Annotated in this window: 18 protein-coding genes; 9 read left to right on the top strand and 9 right to left on the bottom strand. The window is 63.6% G+C overall.

What is annotated here, in order from left to right:
• The first annotated feature begins 37 nt into the window (after window positions 1-37).
• The 5 genes from colR to KSS90_RS20985 all read left to right on the top strand — a co-directional run bounded on the left by colR (window position 38) and on the right by KSS90_RS20985 (window position 3,751).
• On the top strand, window positions 38-721 hold the full coding sequence (gene colR / locus KSS90_RS21005) for a two-component system response regulator ColR (protein WP_217867121.1): 684 nt from the start codon (window positions 38-40) through the stop codon (window positions 719-721).
• Entirely contained in the window at window positions 711-2,030 is a 1,320-nt protein-coding gene (locus KSS90_RS21000) for a sensor histidine kinase (protein WP_217867120.1), read from the top strand. The genes colR and KSS90_RS21000 overlap by 11 nt, the downstream gene beginning before the upstream one ends.
• 106 nt (window positions 2,031-2,136) lie before the next feature.
• Window positions 2,137-2,817 (top strand): class I SAM-dependent methyltransferase, encoded by a 681-nt coding sequence (locus tag KSS90_RS20995; RefSeq protein WP_217867119.1) that lies wholly within the window; start codon window positions 2,137-2,139, stop codon window positions 2,815-2,817.
• Between the two features lie 5 nt (window positions 2,818-2,822).
• Window positions 2,823-3,524: a lipopolysaccharide kinase InaA family protein gene (locus KSS90_RS20990; protein WP_217867118.1), complete on the top strand. Its 702-nt coding sequence runs from the start codon at window positions 2,823-2,825 to the stop codon at window positions 3,522-3,524.
• Window positions 3,521-3,751, top strand: coding sequence for a hypothetical protein (locus KSS90_RS20985; RefSeq protein WP_023629764.1), 231 nt, complete (start codon window positions 3,521-3,523; stop codon window positions 3,749-3,751). The genes KSS90_RS20990 and KSS90_RS20985 overlap by 4 nt, the downstream gene beginning before the upstream one ends.
• 53 nt (window positions 3,752-3,804) lie before the next feature.
• Here the strand turns inward: KSS90_RS20985 and KSS90_RS20980 are convergent, their stop codons facing one another.
• The 9 genes from KSS90_RS20980 to KSS90_RS20940 all read right to left on the bottom strand — a co-directional run bounded on the left by KSS90_RS20980 (window position 3,805) and on the right by KSS90_RS20940 (window position 17,366).
• Window positions 3,805-6,882 carry a multidrug efflux RND transporter permease subunit gene (locus tag KSS90_RS20980; RefSeq protein ID WP_217867117.1) on the bottom strand — a complete coding sequence of 1,026 codons (3,078 nt, stop codon included), beginning with the start codon at window positions 6,880-6,882 and terminating at the stop codon, window positions 3,805-3,807.
• 13 nt (window positions 6,883-6,895) lie between these two features.
• On the bottom strand, window positions 6,896-8,038 hold the full coding sequence (locus KSS90_RS20975; RefSeq protein ID WP_217867116.1) for an efflux RND transporter periplasmic adaptor subunit: 1,143 nt from the start codon (window positions 8,036-8,038) through the stop codon (window positions 6,896-6,898).
• A gap of 219 nt (window positions 8,039-8,257) precedes the next feature.
• Window positions 8,258-9,355, bottom strand: coding sequence for a DUF1513 domain-containing protein (locus KSS90_RS20970; protein ID WP_217867115.1), 1,098 nt, complete (start codon window positions 9,353-9,355; stop codon window positions 8,258-8,260).
• A 2-nt stretch (window positions 9,356-9,357) separates the two neighbouring features.
• Entirely contained in the window at window positions 9,358-10,422 is a 1,065-nt protein-coding gene (locus tag KSS90_RS20965; protein ID WP_046856958.1) for an imelysin family protein, read from the bottom strand.
• An 18-nt stretch (window positions 10,423-10,440) separates the two neighbouring features.
• Window positions 10,441-11,862, bottom strand: coding sequence for a di-heme oxidoreductase family protein (locus KSS90_RS20960; protein ID WP_217867114.1), 1,422 nt, complete (start codon window positions 11,860-11,862; stop codon window positions 10,441-10,443).
• A gap of 200 nt (window positions 11,863-12,062) precedes the next feature.
• On the bottom strand, window positions 12,063-13,397 hold the full coding sequence (locus tag KSS90_RS20955; protein ID WP_217867113.1) for an imelysin family protein: 1,335 nt from the start codon (window positions 13,395-13,397) through the stop codon (window positions 12,063-12,065).
• Window positions 13,398-13,546: 149 nt separating this feature from the next.
• The gene (locus KSS90_RS20950; RefSeq protein WP_046856955.1) at window positions 13,547-15,598 is read right to left on the bottom strand and encodes a putative bifunctional diguanylate cyclase/phosphodiesterase; all 2,052 of its coding nucleotides are present in this window, start codon (window positions 15,596-15,598) and stop codon (window positions 13,547-13,549) included.
• 333 nt (window positions 15,599-15,931) lie between these two features.
• Entirely contained in the window at window positions 15,932-16,528 is a 597-nt protein-coding gene (locus KSS90_RS20945) for a superoxide dismutase (protein WP_046856954.1), read from the bottom strand.
• Window positions 16,529-16,766: 238 nt separating this feature from the next.
• Entirely contained in the window at window positions 16,767-17,366 is a 600-nt protein-coding gene (locus tag KSS90_RS20940) for a LysE/ArgO family amino acid transporter (protein ID WP_038705505.1), read from the bottom strand.
• Between the two features lie 124 nt (window positions 17,367-17,490).
• On the opposite strand from KSS90_RS20940, the gene KSS90_RS20935 reads away from it, so the two are divergent.
• From KSS90_RS20935 to KSS90_RS20920, 4 genes are all read left to right on the top strand, one after another.
• Window positions 17,491-18,381, top strand: a complete 891-nt coding sequence (locus KSS90_RS20935; protein ID WP_217867112.1) for a LysR family transcriptional regulator ArgP — start codon at window positions 17,491-17,493, stop codon at window positions 18,379-18,381.
• A gap of 49 nt (window positions 18,382-18,430) precedes the next feature.
• On the top strand, window positions 18,431-19,426 hold the full coding sequence (locus KSS90_RS20930) for an NAD-dependent epimerase/dehydratase family protein (RefSeq protein WP_217867111.1): 996 nt from the start codon (window positions 18,431-18,433) through the stop codon (window positions 19,424-19,426).
• Between the two features lie 87 nt (window positions 19,427-19,513).
• Window positions 19,514-20,338: an ATPase gene (locus KSS90_RS20925; protein WP_217867110.1), complete on the top strand. Its 825-nt coding sequence runs from the start codon at window positions 19,514-19,516 to the stop codon at window positions 20,336-20,338.
• 398 nt (window positions 20,339-20,736) lie between these two features.
• Entirely contained in the window at window positions 20,737-22,761 is a 2,025-nt protein-coding gene (locus KSS90_RS20920) for a hypothetical protein (protein ID WP_217867109.1), read from the top strand.
• Window position 22,762 lies beyond the last annotated feature (1 nt).

Raw genomic sequence — 22,762 nt, 5'->3', positions numbered from 1 at the left:
CTGCCGCGCCCGGCGAAGCGCCGCACAGGAGATCTCGATGCGCATTCTTTTGGTTGAAGACAACCGCGATATTCTGGCCAACCTGGCCGACTACCTCGGCATGAAGGGCTACACCGTCGACTGTGCCCAGGATGGCCTGTCCGGCCTGCACCTGGCCGCGACCGAACACTACGACCTGATCGTGCTCGACATCATGCTGCCGGGCATCGATGGCTACACGCTGTGCAAGCGCCTGCGCGAGGATGCTCGCCGCGACACGCCGGTGATCATGCTCACCGCCCGCGATCAGTTGGACGACCGTCTGCAAGGTTTCCGCTCGGGGGCCGACGACTACTTGCTCAAGCCGTTCGCGCTGTCGGAGCTGGCCGCGCGTATCGAAGCGGTACTGCGCCGCGCCCAGGGTGGTGGCCGGCGTGCATTGCAGGTCGCTGATCTGAGCTATGACCTCGACACGCTGGAGGTCAGCCGCCAGGGCCGCCTGCTCAAGCTCAACCCCGTAGGTTTGAAGCTGCTGGCCGTGCTGATGCAGAAGAGCCCTCATGTGTTGCGCCGCGAGGTACTGGAAGAAGCCTTGTGGGGCGACGACTGTCCCGACAGCGATAGCCTGCGCAGCCACGTCCACCAGCTGCGCCAGGTGATCGACAAACCGTTCGACAAACCGCTGTTGCATACCGTCCATGGCGTCGGCTATCGCCTCGCCGAGGGCCGCGATGGAGTTTAAGCAGAGCCTCGCCCAGCGCATCATCATCGCCTTTGCGCTGATGAGCGCATTGGTGGCCGGGGCCTTTGCCTTCGGCATCGTCGCCACCGTGCATCTGGTGGAGGAGAGGTTGATCTCGTCGGTGCTCGGCGGCGACCTGCAGCGTCTGCTACGCATGGACAGCGTCAGCGATTGGAGCCACCGGCCACGCCCCGACCAGTTGTTCTACTTCAGTGGCGGGCGTGACGATTTCGAATTGCCCAAGGATCTACGCCATCTGGAGGCTGGCTTCCACGAGGTGTTTCGCGACCAGCTTTCTTACCACGCCATGGTCGAGATCGTCGATGGCCGCCATTATGTGCTGTTGCAGGACCAAAGCGACTTCGAGGAGCGCGAACGGGTGCTGTTCGCCGTCGTCGTGGTTGGCTTCGTGCTCAGCCTCGCCCTTGCGGTGATCCTCGGCTGGCTGCTGGCGCGGCGGGTGATGGCGCCAGTGATCCGCCTGGCGCGCCAGGTCCGCCACCGTGACCAGTTGCTGGGGCTGGCGCCGCCCTTGGCGCCGGATTATGCGGCGGATGAGGTCGGTCAGTTGGCCGTCGCTTTCGACGATACCCTCGGGCGCCTGCGTGATGCCTTGACCCGTGAGCGGTTGTTCACCAGCGATGTCAGTCATGAACTGCGTACCCCGCTGATGGTCTTGGCCACCTCGTGCGAGCTGCTGATGGAGAACCCCAATCTCGAGAGCCGTGCTCGTAGTCAGGTCGAACGTATCGCCCGGGCCACCGAGGAGATGCGCGAGTTGGTGAAGACTTTCCTGATGCTGGCCCGGGCCCAACGCGATGAAGGTGCGGTCGCGTCGCGGGCGACCCTGCGTGAGGTGGGCGATGACTTGATCGGGGTTTGGCGCGATACCATCGAACAGAAAGGATTGGCGCTTTACTACGATGGCCGGGTCAGCGCCAGCCCGGTGCTGTACAACGCCACCTTCCTGCAATCGGTAATGGGTAACCTGCTGCGCAATGCCGCCCACTACACCGACAGCGGTTACATCCGTCTCAGCCTGGAGGCCAACGGCTTCAGCGTGGAAGACAGTGGTGTGGGCATCCCGGAGGAGCAGCGCGAAGCGATGTTCCGGCCCTTCGTACGCGGTGACGAGCGTCGGGGCGAGGGGTTGGGGTTGGGCCTGTCGCTGGTCCAGCGCATCTGTGACGACCAGGGCTGGCGCGTGACGCTGACGGCAACGCTGCCCCATGGCTGCCGCTTCCAGGTCGACCTGAGCCAGGGATCTCCAATGGCCCAGGATCGTGACGGGATGTTGGATCCGGATTAACTTCCGGTAACACCTGCGGATTTAACCTACAGATTTTTCACATCGGCATGACCTGACGCCAACGCCCAACTGCCTAAGGTGGGCGCACTGGAGTCAGGAGATGCCCATGCGTAGCCCCATCAAACTCGAATTTTCGGAAAAGTACGATCGGGATCATGCCCGTCAGTACTTCCTCAAGCACCAGGATGGCCTGGCTCGACGTCTTTCCCACCAGCGCGACGAACAGCTGGCCCGGCGCGCCCTGGCGTTGGCCGGGGAGCCGGGGCTGGTCCTCGACCTGCCCTGTGGCGCCGGGCGTTTCTGGCCCCTGCTGGCGGAAAAGGCCAACCGCGTCATCATTGGTGCAGACAATTCCGCCGCGATGATCGAGACAGCCTGTGCGGCACAACCGCCAGAAATCGTCGCACGGGTACGGCCCTTGCAGACTTCCGCCTTTGCTATTGACCTGCCGGACAACGCGGTGGACAGCATATTTTGCATGCGCCTGTTCCATCACATCGGCGACCCCGCTCATCGCAAGACAATTCTTTCGGAATTTCAAAGGGTTAGTCGTGACAGTGTGATTCTGTCGCTGTGGGTGGACGGTAATTTCAAAGCATGGCGTCGGCGCAAGCTCGAAGCGCGGCGCAGCCTCCGGGCCTCGCCGGACAGCTACCAGAACCGATTTGTGTTACCGGCGGCTACAGTTGAAGAAGAGTTTTCCTCAGCGGGTTTCAGGATTCAGGAACGTCTCGACTTCCTGCCGTTCTATGCCATGTGGCGAGTGTACGTATTGCGCAAGGGGTAAAAGTAATGGCGGTAGCCCAGCATCATTCCAGGCAGTTCGATTATTACTGGCAGCAGCAAGGCGAATGGGTCGAGGAACCCAACCAGCGCCGTGGTGGCGAGAGCGGTGTGCAGCGGCTGAGCGACGACCATGGCCACATGCTGTATGCCAAGCGCCAGGTCGGGCATATCTACCGCAGCCTTTTGCATCCGTTCGGGCGCCCCACAGTGTTGCGCGAGCTCGATGCCTTGCACAGTTTCGAGCAGTTGGGGGTGCGGGTGCCGCGTATCGTCTATGCCGGTGCCGAGCGTGACGCCGATCACCAGTGGCGTGCGTTGCTGGTCAGTGAAGCCCTCGATGGTTTTGTCGATCTCGATGCCTGGCATGCCTCGGGGGCTCGCGAGCATTATCCGCAGGCGGTACACGAGCGCATGCTCAAGGATCTGGCCGACAACCTGGCGCGCATGCACTTGGGGCATTGGCAGCATGGTTGCCTGTACGGCAAGCATGTGTTCGTCAAGGTGCTTGGTGAGGGTGAGCAGGCGCGGGTGGAAGTGGCGTTGCTGGACCTGGAGAAATGCCGGCGGCGGATCAGTTGCCAGCGGGCGGCCTATAACGACCTGCGGCAGTTGCGGCGCCACTCGTCGTTCAGCGAGGCGGAATGGCAGACCTTGCTCTATTTTTACCAAATGGCGTTTGGCAGCGCTGTCAAAGGTTTAGAGCAATGAAACTAGAAATCGCTCGAGCTTTGTTCCTGGTTGCGGCGTTGGCGGTGACAACCGCTGCGGCGGCAGCCTGGGAGCAGCCGCGGCCCATGGTGTTCAGCAAGGCCGGGGAGGGCGGGCAGTGCCCGTTGCCTCGTGTGGTGAAGGCTGACCAGGCGCAGGCTCAGCCGGATCATGATCTTTTACTGTTTCTGTTCGGGATGAGTCAGGGTCTGCGACCGGTTGGTTGAATTGGTTTTTGTGTTGGGCGCCAGGGGTTAATTCATGAATCCCTGGCGTTTGTTTATTTGGGTTTCATAGTGGGGTGGGTAGTTGGTGTTGGTTTGTGAAGTAATACCCCGCCCCCTTTATGCGCCAAAACACTGTAAATGCACGGCAAAACAAACAACGTAAACAAAGTCCCCACCGACATCCCGGTAGCAATCACCATCCCGATATCAAACCGGCTGACTGCCCCGGCCCCAGTTGCCAAAATCAAGGGCACCATGCCAAACACCATGGCCGCCGTGGTCATCAGCACCGGCCGCAGGCGAATCGCGGCGGCTTCTTCGATCGCCTCACGTACCCCAAGCCCCCGCTCGTCCCGTAACTGATTGGCAAACTCGACAATGAGAATCCCATGCTTGGTGATCAGCCCGATCAGGGTCACCAACCCCACCTGGGTATAGATGTTCATGCTCGAGACCCCAAGGAACAGCGGCAAGAGCGCCCCGCAGATGGACAATGGCACGGTCACCAGAATCACCAGCGGATCGCGGAAACTCTCGAACTGCGCCGCCAGCACCAGGAAGATGATCGCCAGCGCCAGGCCGAAGGTCACCCACAACGCGCTGCCCTCCTGGACGAACTGCCGTGCTGTCCCGGCATAGTCCAGCGAAAAACCTTCCGGTGCCTCTTCGCGGGCAATGGCGCGCACGGTTTCCAGTGCTTCACCCATGCTCACCAGCGGAACGCCCTGGATGATCGCCGAGTTCAGCTGCTGGAACTGGTTGAGCTGTCGCGGTCGGGCCCGGTCACTCAAGGTGATCAAGGTCGATAATGGCAACAGCTGGCCTTGCTCGTTCTTCACGTAGTAGCTGTTCAGCCAGCCGGGGTTGGCGCGGTAGGGCCGTTCGACCTGGGCGATGACCTTGTAGCTGCGGCCCTCCAGCGTGAAGCGGTTGATCTCGGCCTCGCCCAGCAAGGTCGCCAGGGTGCTGCCCAGGGTGTCCATCGACACGCCCATCTGCGCCGCCTTGGCGCGGTCGATGTCGATCACCACCTCGGGTTTGTCGAAGGCCAGGTCGATGTCGAGGAAGGCGAATTTGCCCGAGGCCTGGGCGCGCTCCTTGACCCGTTGCGCCACCTCCAGCAGCGCGGGGTAGTCACCGGCGGTGTTGATCACCAGCTGGAACGGCAGGCCCTCGCCAGTGCCGGGCAGCGATGGCAGGTTGAAGCCGAAGATCTGCAGGCCGCCAATCTGTTCGAGTTCGGCCTGCACCAGGGGCAGCAGTTGCATCTGCGTACGCTCGCGTTCGTTCCAGGGTTTGAGCAGGAAGCCGCCGATACCGCTCTGCACGCCGTTGAAACCATTGATCTGGAATGACGAGTAGTACTCGGGGAAGCCCTTGAAGATCGGCGTGAACTGGTCGGTATAGGCGTTGAGGTAGTCCAGGTTCGCGGTTTGCGGCGAACTGCTCATCATGAAGATAACCCCCTGGTCCTCCTCCGGCGCCAGCTCGTTGCGGGTGAACATCAGCAGCACCGGGATCAGGCACAGGATGAGCACGGCGAACACCAGCACCACCGGGCGGCTGTTCAGCGTGCCGTGCAGCAGGCGCTGGTAGCGCACCTTGAGCGATTCGAAGATCAGGTCCAGGCGGTGGGCCAGGCCGCTGGGGTTTTGTTCGTGGCGCAGCAGCACGGCGCACATCATGGGGGAGAGGGTGAGGGCGACGACGCCGGAGATGACCACGGCACCGGCCAGAGTCAGGGCGAACTCCTTGAACAGGGCGCCGGTCAGCCCGGTAAGAAAACCAATGGGGGCGTACACAGCAGCCAAGGTGATGGTCATCGACACGACCGGCAGCGCGATCTCGCGGGCACCCTCAAGGGCCGCTTCGAAGGGCGTCTTGCCTTCCTCGATATGGCGGTGGATGTTTTCCACCACGACGATGGCGTCATCCACCACCAGGCCGATGGCCAGTACCATCGCCAGCAGGGTCAGCAGATTCAGCGAATAGCCCATCATCTGCATGAAAAACAGCACGCCGATCATCGACAGTGGGATGGTCACCACCGGGATCACCACCGAACGCAAGGCACCGAGGAACAGGAACACCACGACGATGACGATCAGCACCGCTTCGCCAAGGGTCTTGATCACTTCGTCGATGGAGGCCTGGATGAACAGGGTGGCGTCGTAGGCAATGGACACCTTCAGACTGGAGGGCAGTTCTTCTTCGAGCTGCGGCATGATCCGCCGCACTTCCTTGATCACCTCCAGCGGGTTGGCCGCCGGCGTGGCCTTGATGCCGATGTACACCGAGGGCGTGCCGTCGAACGAACTGACCGTGTCGTAGTTTTCCGCGCCCATTTCCACTCGGGCCACGTCACCCAGCAGCACCCGGCTGTCACCGCTGGTCTTCACCGGCAGGGCGGCGAAGGCCTCGGCAGACTTGAGTTCGGTGGTGGCGTTGATGCTGGTGACCACGTACTCGCCCTTCACTTCGCCGGCCGCGGAGAGGAAGTTGTAGCGGCGCACGGCGTTGGTCACGTCCACCGCCGACAGGCCAAAGCCGGCCAGCTTCACCGGGTCGATCCAGATACGCATGGCGAACACCTGGTTGCCGAGGATCTCGGCCTCGGCCATGCCTGGCAACGTGGCAAGCTTGGGCTGGATGACCCGTGACAGGTAGTCGGTGATCTGTGGGTTGCTCATTTCCTTGCTGTAGAAGCTGATGTACATCAGTGCCGAGGCGTCGGCGGCCTCCTTGCTCAGTACCGGATCCTCGGAGTCCTGGGGCAGCTTGTTGCGCACCTCGTTGGCCTTGGCCAGCAACTGGGTGAACAGGCGGTCGGTATCGGCGCCGATCCGCGCGTAGACCGAAATGATCGAGAAGTTCTGCCGGCTCACCGAGGTCATGTAGTCGATGCCGTCGGCGCTGGCCAGGCTCTGCTGCAGCGGCTGGGTGATGTAGCCCTGGATGGTCTCGGCGTTGGCCCCGGGGTAGGCGGTGGTCACTGTGATCAGGGCGTTTTCCATCTGCGGGTACTGGCGGATCTGCAGCTTGCTCCAGGCCTGCAGGCCCAGCAGCAGGATCAACAGGCTGACCACGCAGGCCAGCACCGGGCGGCGGATGAACGGGTCGGTGAACGCCATGGCCGCCTCCGGTTCACTGCGCGCCAGGCGCGGCGGGTTTCAGGGCCGAATCGGCGCTGATGCGGATCGCCGCGCCCGGGCTCAGCTTGAGCTGGCCGGCGGTGACGACCTGATCGCCGGCCTGCAGGCCCTTGAGCACCACGACCCAACCCTCGCGGCGTTCGCCGGTCTGCACGGTGAGTTGTTCGGCGATCAGTTGCGGCTGATCGTCGGCATCGCGCAGCGGCTGGCCGTCCTCGCCCTTTTTCGGGCTGACGCGATACACCGAGTTGCCGTAGAGGGTGTAGGTGATGGCGTTTTCCGGCACCACGACCTGCGGTTGCGGGTCGGGCAGCAGCAGTTGCAGGCTAGCGAACATGCCCGGCAGCAGTTTGCCCTCGGGGTTGGCCAGGGTGGCGCGGACCAGCAGGTTACGCGTGCTTTCCTCGACCTTGGGGTTGATCGCGCTGAGGCTGGCGGGGAAGGTCTGGTCAGGGTAGGCGGCCACCTGGGCCAGCACCCGCTGGCCGAGGCTCAGGCGTGGCAGCGCCTGCTCGGGCACATTGAAATCGACGTAGAGGCTGGACAGATCCTGCAGGGTGGCGATCACCGTACCGCTGGGCAGGTAGGCGCCGACGTCCACCTGGCGGATGCCGATGGTGCCGCTGAACGGGGCGCTGATGCTCTTTTTCGCCAGTGACGCCTTGAGCTGGTCGACCACGGCCTGGTTGCGCCGGTACTGGCTGGTCAGGCGGTCGTACTCGCCACGGGAGATCGCCGAGTCGCCGACCAGTTGGCTGCCACGGCCGAAGTCGACCTTGGCCAGTCCCAGGTCGGCCTGGGCGGTGCCGAGCAGGGCGGTTTCCTGGTCGCTGTCCAGTTGCAGCAGCAACTGGCCGGCCTTGACCTGCTGCCCGGACTCGAAATGCAGTGACTTCACCGTGCCGGCCACTTCCAGGCTCAACTCAACGCCCTGGTAGGCCTTGAGGCTACCGACCGCCGGCAGGCGCTCCTGCCACTGGCGTAGCTCGGCCTGGGCCGCGGCCACGCTGACCGGGGGCCTGGGCTGCGAGAACATCTGCACTTGCCGGTAGATGGAAAAGGCCTTGATGCCCCCCAGGATCAACACGATCAGCAGGACGACGGCCAACATGATCAGCATGCGGCGGCGCAACATGGTCCGGTTCCCTGGAGGTGGATTTTGTTGTTCGTCGGGCACGACCACGGGCGATCCGGCCCACGTGCGATGGGGCAAGTATTGTCGGTTTTCTGGAAAAGGGGAGGAGATAGATTGCCTGTTGTGGCCCCATCGCCGGCAAGCCGGCTCCCACAGGAGGGTGTTGCTGGTGTGGGAGCCGGCTTGCCGGCGATGGGGCCGGTGCAGGCAATAGAACGATCAGACCAGATGCAGGTGGTTGTCCCAGAACCCGGACGGCAGGTCCATGGGCTGCCCGATCAACTGCGCCTTGTGGCAATCATAGAAGCGGCAGCGGCCCTGCCCGGAGGTGACGACGAAACCATCCTTCACCGCTCCGACCCCGGCGCAATCGGGCATCGGCGCATCAAGTTTGACTGCGCCGCTGTCCAGGTCCCAGATGAACAGGCGGTTGGCCCGCGGCGCGGTCAGCGCCACCAGGCGCAGGTCGCTGTGGATGGCGACGCTGGCGGTGTACTGGGCCATCGATTGCAGCTGGCGCTCCGGCACCGGGAAGGCCTGGAACGGCTCGCCCGGGCGCTTGATCGCCAGCAGTTCGGCGGTTTCTTCCGAGCCACCCATGAACTGCTGGCAGGCGGCGATGGTGCCATCTTCGCCAACTGCCAGGTGACGCACGCTGTTCATCTGCTGGGCCAGGGTCTCCTTGCTCAGCAGCGTGCCGTCACGTTGCATCAGCACCAGGCTCGGCTGCATGGCGTCGAGGTTCATCTCCACCCGGCTCTCGGCCTCGGTGCGGATGCCGCCGTTGGCCACCACCAGGGTCTCGCCATCGGGCAGCCAGGCCACTTCGTGGGGCCCGATGCCGTGGGTGGGGATCTCGCCGCTATGCACCAGGCGCTCGCCCTCGAAGCGGTAGACGCCCAATACGCCACGGCCCGGGTCGCTGGTGTCGTTCTCGGTCGCATACAGCCACTCGCCGTCCTTGTGGATCACCGCGTGGCCGTAGAAGTGGCGGTTGGGTTGCGAGGCGAGGGTTTGCAGCAGGCGCCCGTCGCGCAGGTCGACCAGATAGCTCTCGGTGCCGGGCCGGCGCGCGACGAACAGCGCGATAGGCAGCGTCGGGTGGTTGATGATCGCATGGCAACGCTGGGCCACCTGGGTGCTGAACACTTGGGTGCCGTCCAGGCGGAAGCCGACGGCGTAGTGCTTGCCGTCGCCGTCGTCGCGGGCCGAAAGCAGCAAGGGTTCGCTGCCTTTGCCGCGGAACAGGCTCCAACCACCCAAGGTCAGGGCGCTGAGCAATACGCTACCGAGTTTCAGGGCCTGGCGTCGCAGCATGATCAGTCACCGTCGTTGGCGTTGAAGCCCAGCTGGATGTTCAGCGCCTTGGCCAGCTCACCTTCGTGCAGGCGGTGGACGACGTTGAGGGCATCGTAGATCTGGTTGAGGGTCTGCTTGCCGGCGTCGTCGGCCAGCAGTTCGCCGAGGGTCTTCTGGTTGTCGGCCAGCAGCTTGAGCGCAGCAGCATAGGCGTCGTCGATCTTCTGTGCCAGTGCCGCCTGGTCCTTGCCCAGCAGTCCGCGCAGGCCTTGGTTGTCGACCCCGACCCAGACGGTCTGGGCGGCCTTGAGCGAGGCTTCCAGGCTCTTGATCGAGGAGTGGCTGCGCCAGGCCTCGGCCTGCAGCGGTTGGGCAATGCCCTTGCTCTGCCGGCCCATCGGCGCGCCGAGCTTTTTCTTCAGGCTGTCCAGGGCGGTGACCTGGGCACGCAGTACGTCGGCGATCGCCTCGTGGGAGTCGGCGTAGCGCTGGTTGGGGAACTTGGTCATCTGCGACAGCATGCCGTCGGTGCTGTTCCAGCCCTTGAGGATCTCTTCGGCCAAGGCCTTCTGGTGTTCGCCGATGGCGACCAGCAGCGGGCAGTAGCGGGCTTTCTGTTCGGCGCTGGCGATGTCCGGCTTGCTGTCGAACAGGATGTATTCGTAGGCGGACAGGCCACGGACCACGACGCTGGCCTTGCCCAGCGATTCGACGGTGACCGCCTGCTCGCCGTTGACCAGTTGCTCGACCTGGCGGCCGACCAGGTTCTTCTTGTCTGGCCAGAACTGCACCTGCCAGGCACGGTTGCCTTCGGCCAGCGGGCCGACCAGCAATGGCTGCAATTCGGCCCAGGCTTTTTGCGCGCTGAGGAAGTCGGCGCGGGCGGTCTCGAGGTCCTGCTTGCCCTCACAGTAGGCCAGGGCACTGGCGGCCAGTTGCCGGTCGGCCTCGACCCAGCGGCTGTACGTCGGCAGGATCACCTGCTTGGCGATGGCCGCGGAGGTCACTGCCTGTGGGTCCTGCGGCGAGCAGGCGCCCAGGGCGAGTGCGGCGAGGCTGGTGAACAACAGTTTGGGTCGGAACATGCCCGGCTCCTTGTGCGTTTAAAGTGAATTCAGGAACGCCAGCAGCGCGGCGCGCTGCTCGGCATTGAAGGTCAGTACATGGTCGCGCGCCGCCTGGGCTTCGCCGCCGTGCCAGAGCACGGCCTCGAGCAGGTTGCGGGCGCGGCCGTCATGCAGGAACTGGCTGTGGCCGCTGACGGTTTCGCTCAGGCCGATGCCCCACAGCGGTGGGGTGCGCCAGTCCTGGCCGTTGGCGGCAAATTCGGTGCGCTCGTCACTCAGCCCCGGGCCCATGTCGTGCAGCAACAGGTCGCTGTAGGGGCGGATCACCTGGTTGGCCAGTTCCGGCTCGGCCGCATTGGCGGCGGTGGTGAATTGCGGGGTGTGGCAGCCTTGGCAACCGGCCTGGAAGAACAGGTTCTTGCCGGCCAGTACCTGCGGCGCATCGACGTTGCGCCGGGCCGGCACGGCAAGGTTGCGGGTGTAGAAGGTGACCAGGCGCAGGATATTGTCGCTGACCTCCTTTTCGCCGCCCTGGCCATCGCCGTTGGGCGCGGCCAGGCAATCGACCTGCGCTGCGGTGCAGTCGTCCTTGGGCAACAGGGTGGTGGTCAGGCCCATGTCGCCGGCGAAGGCGTGCACGTTCTGCTGGTTGACGTTGGGCTGTCCTGCCTTCCAGCCGAAGCGGCCGACCACGGTCTTGCCCTGGGCATCGTCCCACACTCGGTTGGCGCGGCCACGGATGCCGTCGCGGTTGTGGTCGTCCGGGTCCTCGTTGGCCAACAGGTCGGCTTCGGGGATGGCCTCGAGCAGGCCCAGGCCGATCATCGGCGGGGCGACCCGGGCGGAGAAGCGGGTGTCCGGGTGCAGCGGGCCGTAGCCGAGCTGGCTGATTTGCAGGGTCGGGCGGCGCAGCTCGACCTGGTGGCCGTCCGCGAAGGCGACGCTGTGGTTGTCGTAGGTCACGCGGACCTTGCCTTCCGGGGCCACGCCGGGGATGGCCATGTCCTGCAGTTGGGTGCCGTAGACCGGCTCCGGGACCACGCCCAGGCGTTCGATCACTCGCGCGTAGTACGGCTGGTCGGGGATCGACAGGCGTACCAGCATCGACACCGCGTTGCTGTCGTCTGGCTCTGGTGGATGGCCGCGACCATCGCGCACGTGGCAGTTCTGGCAGGCGTTGGTGTTGAACAACGGGCCGAGGCCATCGCGGGCCGTGGTGGTGGAGGGAGCGATCACCCAGGGGTTGCGGAAGAAGCTGTTGCCGACGGCGAAGTCCAGGCGTCGCTCGGGCGTGAGGTTGGCCGAGGGCAGCGAATAGGCGTTGCGATCGCTGCGTTGCACCGTCGCCTTGCCGCCGGAGAGCGCCTCGCCGGGCTCGGCCTGGGTGAAACGCGGGGCGTCGTCACAGGCGGCGAGGGCGAAGGCCAGCAGCAGGGGGCTTAGGCGGAGCAAGGACATCGAGGATCCTGGGCATGGGCGAAAAACCGGCGTGCAAGCTTATCAGGCCGGGGGTGATTGAATAAGAGCAATTTGCAATTGCCAGATGAAATTGGCTTTACCTGGAAATGTCCGCGCTCACCCATTCCGCTCCCGGAGGCGCATGGCATGGAAATGAAAAAGGCGGCCCGAAGGCCGCCTCTGCTGAACCGCAACGCTGATCAGAATTCGTGATCGGCGGTGTCCGGGTTCAGGTTGTCGATGCCCAGCTTGCCCGCGGCCTGCTCGATCGCGCCGGTCTGCTTGACCAGGGAGGCGATGGCGTCACGCACGATCTGGTTGCCGGCGGCGTTGTCGGCGGCGATCAGTTGGTCGTAGTGCTCGCCTTTGAGGGCGTGGTCGACGATCACCTGGATCTTCGCTTCGGTGGCTTCCAGGTCGGCCTTGAGGGTGGCGTCGGTGGCTGGGTCGGCCTTGGCCACCAGCGACGACAGGCTCGGGCCGCTCAGCTTGCTGCCGTCGACACGGGTGTACTCGCCCAGGTAGACGTTGCGGATGCCCTTGGCGTCGTAGAAGTGCGAGTAGTGGGTGTTGTCGCTGAAGCAGTCGTGTTCGTCTTCCGGCGAGTTGGCCTCCAGCGAGACCTTCATGCGCTCGCCCGCCAGTTCGCCCAGCGACAGGCTGCCCATGCCGAACAGCATCTTGCGCAGGCCATCGTTGGCCGGCTCTTTTTCCAGGCTGGCGCGGTAGTTGTCGGCGACGTTCGGCGCCCAGTTGCCGACCATCTCTTCGAGGTCCTTGACCAGCAGGTCGGTAGCCGCCTTCAGGTAGGCACGACGACGGTCGTTGTGCCCGCCGGTGGCACCTTTGCCTTCGAGGTAGTCGGAGGCCGGGCGGTTGCCCGCGCCTGGGCCGGTGCCGTTGAGGTCCTGGCCCCAGAGCAGGAATTCGATGGCGTGGTAGCCGGTGGCGACGTTGGCTTCGGAACCGCCCAGCTCGTTCAGGCTGGCCAGCTTCTCGGGGGTGATGTCCTTGACGTCGATCTTGTCTTCGCCCACCTGGATCTCGGTGTTGGCGATGATGTTGGCGTTGGCCGCCGGGTTGCCCAGGGCGTGCTCGTAGCTCTTGTCGACGTAGTCGATCAGGCCTTCGTCCAGGGGCCAGGCGTTCACCTGGCCTTCCCAGTCGTCGATGATGGTGTTGCCGAAGCGGAACACTTCGCTTTGCAGGTACGGCACGCGCGAGGCGACCCAGGCTTCACGGGCGGCCTTCAGGGTCTGGTCGTCTGGCTTGGCGAGGAAGGCGTCGACGGCGGTCTGCAACTGCTTGGCGGTGCTCAGCGAGTCGCTGTACACGGCATGGACCATCTCGGCGTAGTGCTTGACCACGGCCTTGGCGGCGGCTTCATCGACAGCCCCTGGTGCCGCGGTGGTGGTGGCAGCGGCAGGTGCCTGGGCTTGCGGTGCGGCGGCCTTGTCGTCCTTGCCTTCGCCGCAACCGGCGAGGGCGATGGCGATGGCCAGCAGACTGGCGGAGGCCAGAGGCATTCGAATCATTGTTGGTTTCCTGCGTCGTGTGGTTGGACCGTGCTCCGTGGCACGCGAAACCGCAACATCATGCGAAAGATTTGCATTTGCTGTAAAGGGGCGGGCGCGCATTTCATGCAAACGCCCGTTTGCGCTGCTTGGCCAAGATTGGCGTGGGGTTACAACGCGGAAACCTGGTTGCGTTGCGCCTGCTTTAGGAAGTTGGTCAGTTCGCGCGCAGACAACGGTTTGCTGTAGTGGTAGCCCTGACCCTCATGGCAGCCCTGGGCGATGATGTAGGTCTCCTGTTCGGCGGTTTCCACGCCTTCGGCGATCACCTGCATGCCCAGGCTCTTGCCCAGCTGGATGATGGCGCGAACGATGGTGGCGTCGTCATCGTCGTCGAGCAGGTCCTGGACGAAGCTCTTGTCGATCTTGATCTTGTCCAGTGGCAGCGACTTCAGGTAGCTGAGCGAGGAGTAGCCGGTGCCGAAGTCGTCGATGGCGATCAACGCCCCTGAGCGGCGCAGGCTCAGCAAGTGCTGGGCGGCGGTGCTGATGTCTTCCATCAGGCCGGTCTCGGTGACTTCCAGCTCCAGGCTGCGCGGTGGCAGGCGGTAGGCCTGCAGCAGGTTGTTGACCACCCGTGGCAGCTCGTTGTGGTGCAGTTGCACCGTGGACAGGTTGACCGCCATGCGCAGTTCGCTGAAGCCCTGGTCGTGCCATTCGCGCAACTGCCGGCAGGCCTGGTCGAGCACCCACTCGCCGATGCTGATGATGCTGCCGTTCTGCTCGGCCAGGGGGATGAACTGGTCGGGCGGGACCATGCCCAGCTCCGGGTGCTGCCAGCGCAACAAGGCTTCGACGCCGACCACGCGGTGGTCGCGGTAGCTAATTTGCGGCTGGTACACCAGGTACAGCTGGTTGCGCGGCAGGGCTTCGCGCAGGTCTTTTTCCAGTTCGCGGCGGCGGCGCATCTCGCTGTCGACGCTGGCGATGTAGAACTGGTAGCGATTGCGCGAGCGGGCCTTGGCCAGGGTCATGGTCTGCTCGGCCTTTTGCAGCAGCTTCTCGGTGCTGTCGCCGTCCTCGGGGAACAGGGTGATGCCGATGGTGGCGCGCAGGCGGATCTGCTGGTGGTCGAGGTCGAAGGGCGCCTCGAGGTCGTCGAGGATGCTCTGGGCCAACTCGGCGGCTTCGTAGGGTTGCTCGATATTGGCCTGGACCAGGGCGAACTGGTCGCCGCCCAACCGGGCCAGGGCGCCGAGGCGGCCGCTGTGGGCGCGCAGGCGGTCGGCCAGGGCCAGCAGCAACTGGTCGCCGACCTGGTAGCTGAACTGCTCGTTGATGCCCTTGAAGTCGTCCAGGCCCACGCACAACACGGCGACGCGGCGCTGCAGGCGGCCACCGTCGACGAGGATCTTGTCCAGTTGCTGCTGCAGTTGCTGGCGGTTGGGCAGGCCGGTGAGGAAGTCGTACTGGGCCATGCGCTGCAGGCTGTTCTCGGCTTCGTGGCGCAGGTGGGTGTTGCGCTCGATCGAGGCCAGCAACTGGTTGGCGGTGTTGACCCAGATGCCCAGTTCGTTGCGCTCGTGCCCCTTGAGCAGGGGGATCTGGTGCTGGCTGGGGCGGTCGGGGTTGATTTGCGTCAGGTGCTCGATGATCTTCGACAGCGGCTTGGTCAGCAGCCAGTGGTACACCAGGTACAGCACCAGGCCCATGGCCAGGGCGCGCAGCACGCCGGAGATGAAGATGATCACCGCGTTGACCAAGAAACCCTCGCCATAGGCGGAAGTGTCGAGGGTGATGCTCAGGTCGCCGTAATATTCACTGTAGGGGCCGCGCCCAACCAGTTGCGTGGTGTAGGTGCGCTCCTGGCCGAGGATCAGGTCGGTCAGCCAGCGCATGGACATGTCCTGCAGTGGCCGGGACTTTTCCGCGAGCATGGTTTCGTTGGGGTGGCCGATGGAGGCCATGCGTACCGAGCCGTCCTGGAACAGGCCTTCCATTACCTGCATGCCCATTTCCCGGTCGAGGCTGTACACCGCCTGTGTCGAGGGGTCGCGGAACATGTCGAGGATGCGTTGGGCGTCGTTGTTCACGGACTGGCGGGTCTTGTAGGCGTCATAGACGATCTGCGCACAGCTGAGTACGACGCCGACAGCCAATGCCGAGAGCAGTACGACCCGCAGCAACTTGACCGATAAGCTGTTTCGGAATTCCAGCTTCAATGGGGTTTCCTTAATCCATGCGCATGCCATTATTTTGCCATCAATCATGGCGACAGACTATCGACCGAACGCCCCGGCAGGCAACACGTCCGTCGACGGGGCTGCCCTTGGCTCTATATCGGTTGAGCGGTCATGCGACTTGAGTGCGCTGCGTCAACTTTCCAGAAGGTTGATGTTAGCGCGCTATGCGGGCTGAGCAAGAGCGCGCGGATGGGTTGCAAGCAATTCTGTCAGGTTGGCCCTGGTACCAGCGGGCTTGCTTGGCGATAGCGTCATGCCAGGCAACAAAAAACCCGGCACGAGGCCGGGTCTTTTTGCTGGCTTGGCGAACGATCAGGCCGTGAAGACCTTGCCTTCGAACTGCTCGGCAACGAACTTCCAGTTGACCAGGTTCCAGAACGCCTCGACGTACTTCGGACGCAGGTTGCGGTAGTCGATGTAGTAGGCGTGTTCCCAGACGTCGCAGGTCAGCAGCGGGGTGTCGCCGCTGGTCAGCGGGCAGCCGGCGCCGATGGTGCTGGCCAGGGCCAGGGAACCGTCAGCCTTCTTCACCAGCCAGCCCCAGCCGGAACCGAAGGTGCCGACCGAAGTCTTGGTGAACTCTTCCTTGAACTTGTCGAAGGAACCGAAAGCAGCGGTGATGGCGTCAGCCAGGGCACCGGTCGGCTGGCCGCCGCCGTTTGGCGACAGGCATTCCCAATAGAAGGAGTGGTTCCAGATCTGAGCGGCGTTGTTGAAGATGCCGCCCGAAGAGCTCTTGACGATCTCTTCCAGGGTCTTGCCTTCGAATTCGGTGCCTGGGACCAGGTTGTTCAGGTTCACGACATAGGTGTTGTGGTGCTTGTCGTGGTGATACTCCAGGGTTTCCTTGGAGATGTGCGGCTGCAGGGCATCGTGGGCGTATGGCAGCGGCGGCAATTCAAAAGCCATGGTGGATCTCCTGATTCAGGTCTGTTCGCGGTATGCGCAAGGCCGATCACGGGCGGCCCGGTGAGCGTCGGCGAGTTTGTACTCTTTGCGACGCAAGGGCTGGATCATAGCACCGGCCTCGGCGCTTAACCACGCAACATCTATAGGGAATAGAGGTTCCAGAGCGGTTGGCTGGGGCCGACAGGTGGGCTGCGTGACTGTCGCGGCCCAGCGTGGGATACCCGGTTTTTTCGCGGCGTCAGTTGAAGATCAACTGCGCCGCCACCGCGAACATCATCACCGCCACCATCAGGTCCAGCATGCGCCAGGTCGCCGGACGTGCCAGCCACGGTGCCAACCAGGCGGCGCCGATCGCCAAGGTCGAGAACCATACCAGCGAGGCACTGGCGGCACCGGCCACGTAGGCTCCGGGCACGGTCTGCTGGGCGCCGAGGGAGCCGATCAGCAGCACGGTATCGAGGTAGACGTGCGGATTGAGCAGGGTCACCGCCAGGGCACTGAGCAGCACCGCGCGGCGCGAACGCATGCCCTGGCCTTCCTGATGCTGCAGGCTCTGTTTCGAGCAGGCGCTGCGCAAGGCCTTGGCGCCGTACCAGATCAGGAACAGCGCTCCGCCCCAGCGGGCCACGGCCAGCAGTGTCGGATTGTGCGCCAGCACCGTGGCCAGGCCGAAAACCCCCGCGGCGACCAGCAGCGCATCACAGACGATGCACAATGCCGCCACGGGCAGGTGGTGCTCACGACGAAGACTTTGTGCCAGGACGAAGGCGTTCTGCGCACCGATGGCCATGATCAGGCCGAAGGCCACCAGCATGCCGTTGAGATAGCTTTGCCACATAGCGGAATCACTCCACGGGCGCCGATGCGGGATCGGCGCGGGTTACCAAGAAAGAGGTGGCCATTGTGGCGGTCGCGGCGGTATAAGAAAAACAAATAGAGCTGATCAGTCATTAGAGAAATCGATGTTCGACTACAAATTGCTCGCCGCCCTCGCCGCAGTGATCGAACAAGGCGGCTTCGAGCGCGCCGCCCAGGTGCTGGGGCTGTCGCAGTCGGCAATTTCGCAACGCATCAAGTTGCTCGAGGCGCGGGTTGGCCAGCCGGTGCTGGTACGCGCCACACCACCCAGCCCGACGGAGGTCGGGCGTCAACTGCTCAACCATGTGCAGCAGGTGCGCCTGCTCGAGCGTGACTTGCAACGTCAGGTGCCGGCACTGGATGAGGAGGGCATACCCGAGCGCCTGCGTATCGCCCTTAACGCCGACAGTCTGGCGACCTGGTGGGCGGTGGCGGTGGGGCCATTCTGCGCCGAGCAGCAGGTGTTGCTCGACCTGGTGGTTGAGGACCAGGAAGTCGGCCTGAAACGCATGCGCGCCGGCGAGGTGGCGGCCTGCCTGTGTGGCAGCGAGCGCCCGGTGGCTGGTGCGCGCAGCCTGCCGTTGGGCTCGATGCGCTACAGGGCGCTAGCCAGCCCCGCGTTCATGGCGCGTTACTTTCCCCAGGGGTTCGCGGTCGAACGCCTGGCCCGTGCTCCGGCGGTCGTGTTCGGGCCGGACGATTTCCTGCAGCATCGCTACCTGGCGTCGTTGGGTGTGCAGGAGGGTTTCCTGCATCACCTGTGCCCCTCGTCAGAAGGTTTCATGCGCATGACCGAGGCCGGCCTGGGCTGGGGGTTGGTACCGGAACGACAGGTGACCAAGCAACTGGCGCGTGGCGAGCTGGTGGAAATCTGTGCAGATACACCCATCGATGTGCCGTTGTACTGGCATCATTGGCGCAACGGCGGGCAGTTGCTCGCCCAGTTGACCGAGCATCTGCGCCATTCGGCGCGGGATTGGCTGGTGCCCTTGTAGGCACTTCAAGCGTCAGCTACATCCGAAATTGGGCAAGGCGGAGTCTTACATGCGAATTCTGGTCACCGGCGCGAGCGGCTTCATCGGCGGGCGCTTTGCGCGGTTCGCCCTGGAGCAGGGCCTGGAGGTGCGGGTCAACGGTCGGCGGGCGGAGGGCGTGGAACACCTGGTCAAACGCGGGGCGCAGTTCATCCCCGGCGACCTTGGCGATGCCGAGCTGGCTCGGCGCCTGTGCCAGGGCGTCGACGCGGTCGTGCATTGCGCCGGCGCGGTGGGCACCTGGGGCCGTTACCAGGATTTCCACCAAGGCAACGTGGTGCTCACCGAGAACGTGGTCGAAGGCTGCATCAAAGAACATGTACGACGCCTGGTGCATCTGTCCTCGCCGTCGATCTACTTCAATGGCCGCTCGCGCCTGGACATCCGCGAGGATCAGGTGCCGCGCCGCTTCCACGACCCTTACGCGCTGACCAAGCACCTGGCCGAGCAGAAGGTGTTCGGTGCCCAGGAGTTCGGCCTGGAGGTGCTGGCGTTGCGACCGCGCTTCGTCACCGGTGCCGGCGATGCGAGCATTTTCCCGCGGTTGATGCGTATGCAGGCGAAGGGGCGCGTGGCGATCATCGGTAACGGCCTGAACAAGGTCGACTTCACCAGTGTGCATAATCTCAATGAGGCACTGCTCAGCGCGCTGTTCGCCGAGGGCCAGGCGCTCGGCCAGGCCTATAACATCAGCAATGGTCAACCACTGCCGCTGTGGGATGTGGTCAACTACGTGATGCGCCGCATGCAACTGCCGCAGGTCACCCGCTATCGCTCGCCTGGCCTGGCCTACGGCCTTGCGGCACTCAACGAGGCCGCCTGCCTGCTCTGGCCCGGGCGCCCGCAACCGACCCTGAGCCGCACGGCGGTGCGGGTGATGAGCACGGACTTCACCCTCGATATCAGCCGCGCCCGCCAGTACCTGGACTATCGGCCCGGGACCGATGTGTGGGCCGCGTTGGATGAATTCTGCACCTGGTGGCAGGCGCAACCGGGGCAACGCTGAACCTGTGTGCGGGATGATGGTCATCAGTGCGCCGCCCAGGCGGTTTATACTCATGTCTCTTTGCTACCACCGCGGTTGAATGCACCCATGCGTAACGACGCCCACGATGATTTCGACGATGTGCCCACCCTGCGTGCCGGCACCCCCGATGACGATGAGTTGCTGCCTGCCCACGTGGCCCGTAGCCGCCAGAAGGCTGTACGACCACGCAGCAACGGCCCGTTGTGGGCATTGCTCGGCGCTTCGTTCATCGCCCTGGCCGGGCTTGGCTGGTGGAGCTTCCAGCAGATCACGCTGATGGAGCAGCAACTGGTCGCGACCCAGGAAAGTTTTGCCCGTATCAGCGAAGAGGCCGCCGGGCGCCTGCAGGCGATCAGCGGCAAGGTCGATGCCAGCGAGTCCAGCAACAGCACCGGCAGCGAGGCGTTGAAACTGCAGATTCGCCAGTTGCAGGCTTCGCTGACCGAGCAGGGCAAACAGCAGCAGGGCGTCGCCGGGCAAGCGGGGGACCTGGGCAAGCGCCTGGAGCAGGTACTGGCCGATACCCGCGAGCAGCAGAAGGCGGTGACTGAGCTGCAAGCTCAACTGCAGGCCCAACTGAAGGCGGTGAATGCCGAATTGGCAGCGCTCAAGTCTGGGCAGGTGGATGGCGGCAAGCTCGATGGCCAGCTCAAGAGCCTGAGCAACGAAGTGGCAGCGCTGAAAAAGCAGGGCAACCCGAGCGCGGCGATCGAGAGTCTGGAGCAGGATGTGCTGGTGCTCAAGAGCCAGGTGGACAATCGCCCGGCCGCAGCGGCGGGGGGGGCCTCGGTGCAGGAGTTCGATGCTTTTCGCGGGCAGGTGACCCGCAATCTCAGTACCTTGCAGAGCCAGATCCAGAACCTGCAACAGCAGATCAACGCCCGTCCTTGACCACGCTTCAACGCCCCGTTCGTTGTATCCCTCCCTATTTCGAAGCCCCGCGCGTGACCCGCGCCCAGGGCTTCCTCGTTGTTTGCGCACAACGGTTTCAGGCTGCTTTTGCACTCCACAGGTGTTTGTGAACCCGGACGAAACAGCGTCCGCGTTCAGGCCTGTGGCAGTGCGCACCTAGCATTTTTGTCAGGTGTGGGCCTGGATGGACTTTGTTATTACTGCTTCACCCAGACGGTGGCGGCCAAGCGGCCACGATCATGATCTCGGCACCTCGTCATCCGGGGCTGAACATCATCCGGGCCAACGACAAAGTGGTGGTGCCCGCATTCAGGTAGCGCGCAGTTCACGCTCGCAACAGCACACACCTGAACACGCCAAATGCAAGGGGGGTTGTCATGAATACGCCTGCTCACCCGTTGACCCGTAGAGCAAAAGCAACGAAGGCTTCGACGCTGGTCTTTCCGAAATTCGCGATGGGCGATCTCATCGTTGAAGATTTGATTGATGATGGTACCGGCACCGTTGATCTGCTGCCTAAAGCCAAGCAAGGGGACGCACTAAAGGTAATCGTTCCGAACTGGCCAGAGTCCGTGGCCGACTACATCATCGCATTGACATGGGACGAAGTGCGTCTCGACGACATTCCTGGCGCTTTCCACTCCATACTTGCGGCAGAGCAGGCGGACCCTGATTTCAAGTTTGAGCTCAGCGTGCCGGCCACGTACTGGGCCTCGGTGGCTGAGGGAGAGGATGTACGGTTTCGCCTGGGCTATGACGTCATGCCGTTCCCGGATGACCGTTGGGATAAAGGGCCCCGGCGCCTTGTGCGCATCGACCGGGAAGCTCCGGGAGGCAGCGATGGAGCCTTGGCCAAACTGCAGTTTCCCAAGGTGGTGGAGGAGAGGAGGCGCATTCTGGTGTCCGACTTCACTTCCGGCCTGCTGAACACCGAGATCAAGGGGTATGTGTCGCAGCAGGTGGGTGACCAGATCATGGTCAGCATGACCGATGGTGCTAGTACGGTATCGATCGGGCCGATCACCGTACTTAGCGCAATTGATGCCACTACCGTGCAGTTGCCGTTGGTCGAGTTGCAGAAGTTGGCCGACAGAACACCCATCATCTTCACCTACCAGTCGACCGACCGGGCGGGGAATGTGTCGCTGGTTTCGGTCCCGCACGACACGCTCGAATTGCTGTTGACGGATATCCCAAAACTGCTGCCGGTGCCCAGAGTACCTGGCTTCGACGGTAAGCAAGAGCCAGGTGATCCACCCACTCGAACCCTTAACGAGGAAGATGCCCGGGCTGGAGTGGAGGTGCATATTCCCGAGATCTCCGACGTCGCGGTCGGTGATGAAATCGTCGTGTTGTGGGGTAAGCAACGTGACGAGCCGAAGCGGGTCAACCTGATTCCGCCACCGCCGGACCCACTGATGATACTTGAGCTGCCTTATCCGCTGACCAGCGCGGAAACGGAGTACGGCTCGGTGGCCGTCACTTATGAACTGTGGCGAGCCGGTTCGTTGATCGGTACATCGGATGGCGCCGCGACTGTACAGGTCGATCTGCGGGTGCCTGGTGGCCCCGACCCAGATCCGGAAACGCCCGAGCATGACGACCTGGTGCCCGCCACGATCAAAGGTGATAGCACAGGCCAGGACGACAAGCTGGACCCCGAGGATGTCGCGGCAGGCGCCAAGGTGACCATTGACTGGATGGGGGTCAGTGCTAAGGAAATCCTGGCCGAGGGAGACAAACTCGCACTGTGGTGGGGGAACCAACCGCCTCATCCGCTCGATCCGGTCACTGCGCAGGAGGCGTCTGACCAGCTACCTATCGTCCGTGCCGTGCCAGCAGCATTGTTGGGTAGCGAGCCCAGTGGCCAAGTAGTGATGGTCTATGCCGTCACCCGGGAAACCGAACCTGGAGGGCCGGAAAACACCTCGTACTCACCGCCCAAGATGGTCGAGGTCTTGCGTGCCGACGAGTTGCCGGGGCGAGGGGACCCGCTGCCTTCGCTGGAATTCACCAACCTCAACGGCAATGGTGCCATTGGCCGGGAGCAGGCGGAGCGCGATCTGCCGGTGCGTATCGCGGGCTACAAAGGCATGGCGGTTGACGACGAGATCGTGATCACGGTCGATGGCAAGCGCGGCTTTGGGATGCCAGACGATCCGATTCCCGGCCTCCCGGAGACCGAGCAGTCGTTCCGCCTCGAGCAACACCATATTGATGCCAATGAGGTGGTACTGACGCTCAAGCGCCAATACGCCTTCATGATTTGTCGGGGTTACGCGCACGTGAGCTACACCGCCAAAAACGCTTTCGGTCTGGTGCTTGCGAAGTTCGAACCCACGATAGTCTCCGTGCGTAGGGCCGATGAGGATAGCTGCCCGATTCCCACCCGGCGCGATTGAG

The sequence above is a fragment of the Pseudomonas maumuensis genome (assembly GCF_019139675.1).
Classification (GTDB): Bacteria; Pseudomonadota; Gammaproteobacteria; order Pseudomonadales; family Pseudomonadaceae; genus Aquipseudomonas; species Aquipseudomonas maumuensis.
The sequence above is the reverse complement of the archived record's forward strand: the minus strand, read 5'-3'. Positions and strand labels throughout refer to the sequence as shown.